Here is a 924-nt window from a genome sequence, read left to right as displayed (position 1 = left end):
CGAGCGGATGTACCGCACCGGTGATGTGGTGCGGTGGACCGGTGAGGGAGAGCTCGTCTTCGTGGGCCGGGCCGACGATCAGGTCAAGATCCGTGGACACCGTATCGAACCCGGTGAGATCGAGGCCGTTCTCGCGCTCTGCCCCGGAGTGCGGCAGGCCGCGGTGATGGTGAGGGAGGACCGTCCGGGCGAGCGCCGCCTGATCGGCTATGTGGCCGCTGACGGCGATGTGGTGGAGGGCCGGAGAGTCAGTGACTTCGCCGCCGACATGCTGCCGGAGTTCATGGTGCCGGCTGCGGTGGTGGTGCTGGATGTGTTGCCGTTGACGGTGAATGGGAAGGTGGATCGGGCTGGTCTGCCTGTGCCGGATTTTGCTGGGCGGGTGTCGGGTCGGGGTCCGGGGTCGGTGGTGGAGGAGGTTCTGTGTGGGTTGTTTGCTGAGGTGTTGGGGTTGGAGCGGGTGGGGGTTGAGGATGGGTTCTTTGAGTTGGGGGGTGATTCGATCAGTTCGATGCAGTTGGCGTCGAGGGCGCGTGGTGTGGGGTTGGTGTTGACGCCTCGGCAGGTGTTCGAGGAGCGGTCGGTGGAGCGGTTGGCGTTGGTGGCGCAACCGGTGGGCTCCGGAGCCGGGTCTGGGTCCGTGGTTGATGTGGGTGTGGGTGTGGTGGGTTGGACGCCGGTGATGCGGGCGTTCGGTGATCGTGCTGCTGGTTCGGGGTTTGCGCAGTGGGTGGTGGTGGGGGTTCCTGCTGGTGTGGGGTTGGGTGTGCTGGCGGGTGGGTTGGGTGCGGTGGTGGACGCGCATGACATGTTGCGGGCGCGGGTGGTTCCGGGTGAGCTGAGGTTGGTGGTGGGCGAGCCGGGCTCGGTGGATGCCGGGGGTCTGGTGTCTCGGGTGGACGCGGCCGATGTGGAGGCTGACGG

Annotated in this window: 1 protein-coding gene; it reads left to right on the top strand. The window is 67.1% G+C overall.

The annotated features are described in order from the left end of the window. Positions 1-924 (top strand): phosphopantetheine-binding protein (locus tag FF041_RS24690; protein WP_228388607.1); only part of this gene is annotated, 924 nt, incomplete at both ends.

It is taken from the genome of Streptomyces jumonjinensis (assembly GCF_009600885.1).
In the GTDB taxonomy this organism is placed as follows: domain Bacteria; phylum Actinomycetota; class Actinomycetes; order Streptomycetales; family Streptomycetaceae; genus Streptomyces; species Streptomyces jumonjinensis.
Note: the sequence above shows the minus strand (reverse complement) of the source record. Positions and strands in the feature narration are given on the sequence as shown.